This is a genomic window from Sphingopyxis sp., from assembly GCF_036402335.1.
Lineage (GTDB): Bacteria > Pseudomonadota > Alphaproteobacteria > Sphingomonadales > Sphingomonadaceae > Sphingopyxis.
The window spans coordinates 1-4,184 of record NZ_DASWTD010000102.1 but is presented as its reverse complement, the minus strand read 5'-3'; the positions used below and the strand labels follow the sequence as shown (position 1 = coordinate 4,184).

The following is a 4,184-nucleotide window of genomic DNA, read 5'->3' as shown; positions in this document are numbered from 1 at the left end:
GGGAAACGGTGCAAGCGGGAAAATGGTAAAGTCCCGCTGCATAAAGCGGCGGGGCTCTCCTGAAGTCCGATCGTGAGATCGGGAATTGCAAAATATATACGCCTGCACGGAGACTTTGTTTCCTCGGCCTCGCACCGCTCGCGGCCTTCACGCAGGGGCGCATATCGCGCGGTTATGATGAGGCGCGCCTCGCGGAGCGCAGTTCCTAACCAGCCGGGACCATGCGGCCGACGATCCGTTCCATAGGGTTGGGCATATCCGTTGCGGCGCATTGAAGAAGCACCATCTGCTTCGCAAGCCGTGAATGGACAGGCAGGTGCCCGCGCCAGATACACGCCCCGATTTCGCCGTCATAACATCTCAAGGCGCAACGCTGGACGTCACAAACTCTTCCAGCGTAGTCGTTCCTCGTATGGCGCTGTCGGGTGTGAAAAAGCCCTCGTCGAGACTTGTCGCGGTCATCTTCGTATAGGCTTTCGCGGCTGCGTCCGAGAAGCCGAGTTTCTTATACGCCGCCTCCCAGCCATCGCGGGGAATCACCTCCACCTCGACGTCCCGGTTCAGAACGGCGGCGAAGGCGTTCGCGATGTCCTGGGGCGTATAGCGCGCGGGGCCTTCGACATATCGCAGCGATACGTCGTCGAGCGGCGTCAGAAGCCGCGCCGCTGCTGCCTTGCCGAGATCGTCTGGTGCGACCATCGGGAGCATTATGTCCGCTGGAAACATGCTCGGGAGCTTTCCCGTCTTTCTGACAGTGTTGGCCGAGGCGGTCCAGTTCGACATGTAGAAGGCGCCGCGGTTGATGGCCGCGGGAATCGACTGCTCTCGCAGGCCTTCCTCGAGTTCCCATAGGGTCGTCAGGTCGCCGATACCGTTTCCAGGGCGTGCGCCGTAAGTGGATGCAGCCACGACCTTCTCCAGGCCGGAGCCCCGCACCGCCTCGACGATATTGCGTGCGGTGCGCAATTCGGTCGCATCGGTGTCCGTATCCGGAGCGGCCGGCGGGTTCAGGAGAAACGCGCGGCGGCCGCTCCGGAAAGCCGCGCGCATCGACGGCACGTCTTCGGCATCCGCCTGCAGTACGCTGGCGCCTTTCTCGCTCCACTCGCCGGCCTTGTCGGGTCGGCGCGTAAGGATCGTCACGGCCTGTCCATTTTCGAGAAGTGTATTCGCCACGGCTCGGCCGACATGGCCGGTGGCACCCATGATGATAAACATGTCGATCTCCATCTGCTATGCCGCAAGAATAGCAGGACGACCCGACAATTTTTGTCAGGGGCGCGTCAGAGTTCGATGCCCCGCTCGATTTTCCTGTATCTCGACAACAGCTCATGCCGGGCGACGGACGGACGTTCGTCGATGATATGAACCTGTCGAAGGCCGTCGATGCGAAAGTGGCGAAACGCTCCGCGCATTTCGCACCACGCTGCGAGAATCTCGCATTCATCAAACCATCCGATCGCCAACGGCCATATGGTTCGACGGCTTTCCGATCCTGCCGCATCCACATATTCGATCGCCAGTTTGCGCTCGCGAAAAAGAGCGTCCCGAACAAATTCGAGTATCTGGACACGGTCGGAGTGCTCCGGGCCGACCAGCAGCGGGGCGGCAAGTTCGTCGCTTGCGGAAAAGCGGTGCGGGGTGACTGCGGCCAATTTGCCGCGGGCGGATTGTGCAGCAGCGATGAGCGCAGCGTCTCCCCGGCGCAACACGAACCTAAGTCCCAGCATGACGGCCGCGGCCTCGTTCTTGTCAAAAGCCAGCGGCGGCAGGAAATATTCCCCGCGTAAAACATATCCCACGCCGCCTTGGCCCGCTATCGTGGCGCCTTGCGCTATGAGTGTCTGAATATCCCTGTATATTGTACGCTCGCTTACGGCGAACTCGTTCGCCAAGGCAGCGGCCGTGACCGGATTGCGCTTGCTGCGGAGGATCTGCAGCAGGGAAAGAAGTCGCTCGGTTCTGGTCAATAACCTGCCTTTTCGACATTGCGATGCGCGACATCCGCATTGGCGCTAGCCCTCTCGCTATGTGCTCGCCGAGCACCTGTGCTCTGCCGCGTATCTCCTCCGGCGCATAGCAAATCTCGTCGCGCAATCCAGCTGGCGATACGGCCGACTTTACAATCGATTGGCCCTTGTGAATATGCCTCGACGACAGGAGAATGCCTTTGCTTACCGCCTTCCGCTTGATACGCGCCGCAGCCGTTTGATGACGATCGCTCCAAGCATCGCCTGTTGATCGGTTGAGGCAAAGCCGCGCTTCCGGGCGCATGCTTCAGTCGAGAGAAATCATGATCGTAGAAACCACAAGCGAGGATTACGCTTCGCTCATTCGCGGCCGCGCGCCCGGAACATATACGCTTGCCGACACACCCATCGCGCCTCCTCCCGTCCTCGTCATGCTGGCGGGCGTCGCGGAAACCGTTCGGTGTACCTTTGCCCCGGCCTCGTGGCTTATCGTCGACGGCAACGAGATTGTGGGACTTTGCTCGGTGACCCGCCCCCCCGAGAACGGCATAATCGATATCGGATATGGGATCGCTCCCAGCCGCCAGGGTCGAGGCTTCGCGACCGGGGCCATTGCCGATGTCGTATCCTGGGCAGTCCGCCGCGCCGAAGTCTCGGCAGTTACCGCTGAAACGGGGATCGAAAACTTCGCCTCCCAAAAGGTGCTGGAGAGGAACGGCTTTGCCCGTATCGGCGAACGGTACGACGAAGAAGACGGCCCGTTGATCAGCTGGCTTCGATCGACGGATTGACGAGCTGCCACCGCGGCGTTGCGTCGCCGCGGTGGTTTGCCGGCCCGTGCCATCCGCCTAGATGCAGAGCTCTGGCGACGCGCAACAGGCGTGATCCTGTTAGATGCCGACGGACCGTCGGCCGAACGCGAGGGATAATGAAACCACACCCGAATTTAACAGGCGCCGGCCAAGGTTGCACTTTCGCGCGCCTATGGCTCGAAGAGGACGGTCCGCACCCGGCCGTCACTAGCCGTTGACGATCGTCCCGCCATTGGGATGGAGGACCTGGCCCGACATGTAGCTGCTGTCGTCGCAGGCGAGGAAAAGGAAACAGGGCGCGACCTCATTGGGTTCGCCGGGCCTTTTCATGGGTGTGCTTTCCCCGAACGTGGCGACTTTCTTCGCGGGAGCCCCGCCGCGCGGGTTGAGCGGAGTCCAGATCGGGCCCGGCGCGACGCCGTTGACCCGAATGCCCTTTTCGATGAGATTTTCGCTGAGCGACCGGGTGAAGGCCGTGATCGCGCCTTTGGTCGCGCTATAATCGAGGAGGCCTCCGCTACCTTGGTACATCGTCACGCTCGTACAGTTGACGATGGCGGCGCCTTTCTTGAGATGCGGCAGCGCTGCCTGCACGAGATAGAACATCCCGAAGATATTGGTCGCGAATGTGCGTTGAAGCTGTTCGGGCGAAATGTCGCGAATGTCCTCGGCCGGGTGCTGCTCGCCGGCGTTGTTTACGATGATGTCGAGACGGCCGAATTTCGCGATGGTCTTCTCGACAATCTTCCTGCCCGCGCTCGTCTTGCCGACATCGGCCTTGACGATGATCGCCCGCCGGCCTTCGCCCGATACGATCTCGGCGGTGTCTTCGGCATCGCTCCTGTTGCTGCGATAGACGATTGCGATGTCGGCGCCCTCGCGCGCGAACAGGGCGCACACCGCCCGCCCGATGCCGCTATCGCCGCCGGTCACGATCGCCACCTTGCCTTTCAGGCGATCGGACCCTGTGTAACGCGGTTCCCATTTGGGCGCGCGCTCGAGGCCCGCCTCCTTGTCCTGTGGCGGCTTGGCGATGGTCTTGCCGCTGCCGGCCTCGTTGCGAAGCTTTGCTGCGGCGGTGCGCTTGCCCCGCTTTTCGGAAGGGGTTTCGCCGATCTTGCCGGCTTTCGGTCCGCGCGCCATTGGGGTTCTCTCTCTGCAAGGTTCGGAAAGATTGTTTCGGTCGGCCCCAGAATTCGAACGCATGGATCGGCGGTGCGGTTGCAGGCGGTGATCAGCTCCTGGGTCCGTCGGGTACGAAGCTGACCTGTGCCAATCGCCAGCTCCGGTCCGCTTCTCCCGGCCAATGGCTTGCGGCACCGTCGAAGTCTTCCGGAGGATGACACCCATGGACCTCGGCGCGGATCAGCCGGCCGGTCTCGCGAAGGCGGATGCGCGCGTC

The 4,184-nt window shown here is 62.0% G+C and carries 4 protein-coding genes; 1 reads left to right on the top strand and 3 read right to left on the bottom strand.

Annotation, left to right across the window (positions count from 1 at the left end; genetic code table 11):
- Nucleotides 1–360: 360 nt before the first annotated feature.
- Entirely contained in the window at nt 361–1,230 is an 870-nt protein-coding gene (locus VGD20_RS03050) for an NmrA family NAD(P)-binding protein (protein WP_331133037.1), read from the bottom strand.
- Between the two features lie 53 nt (nt 1,231–1,283).
- Nucleotides 1,284–1,970, bottom strand: coding sequence for a helix-turn-helix transcriptional regulator (locus VGD20_RS03045; RefSeq protein ID WP_331133036.1), 687 nt, complete (start codon nt 1,968–1,970; stop codon nt 1,284–1,286).
- Between the two features lie 323 nt (nt 1,971–2,293).
- On the opposite strand from VGD20_RS03045, the gene VGD20_RS03040 reads away from it, so the two are divergent.
- The gene (locus VGD20_RS03040; RefSeq protein ID WP_331133035.1) at nt 2,294–2,761 is read left to right on the top strand and encodes a GNAT family N-acetyltransferase; all 468 of its coding nucleotides are present in this window, start codon (nt 2,294–2,296) and stop codon (nt 2,759–2,761) included.
- A gap of 228 nt (nt 2,762–2,989) precedes the next feature.
- On the opposite strand, the gene VGD20_RS03035 is transcribed toward VGD20_RS03040, so the two are convergent.
- Nucleotides 2,990–3,925, bottom strand: coding sequence for an SDR family oxidoreductase (locus tag VGD20_RS03035; protein WP_331133034.1), 936 nt, complete (start codon nt 3,923–3,925; stop codon nt 2,990–2,992).
- Nucleotides 3,926–4,184: the final 259 nt, after the last annotated feature.

Excerpts from the sequence above, each read along its gene's own strand:
- VGD20_RS03050 (WP_331133037.1), bottom strand. The coding sequence starts at position 1,230 with ATGGAGATCGACATGTTTATCATCATGGGTGCCACCGGCCATGTCGGC.
- VGD20_RS03040 (WP_331133035.1), top strand. The coding sequence starts at position 2,294 with ATGATCGTAGAAACCACAAGCGAGGATTACGCTTCGCTCATTCGCGGC.
- VGD20_RS03035 (WP_331133034.1), bottom strand. The coding sequence starts at position 3,925 with ATGGCGCGCGGACCGAAAGCCGGCAAGATCGGCGAAACCCCTTCCGAA.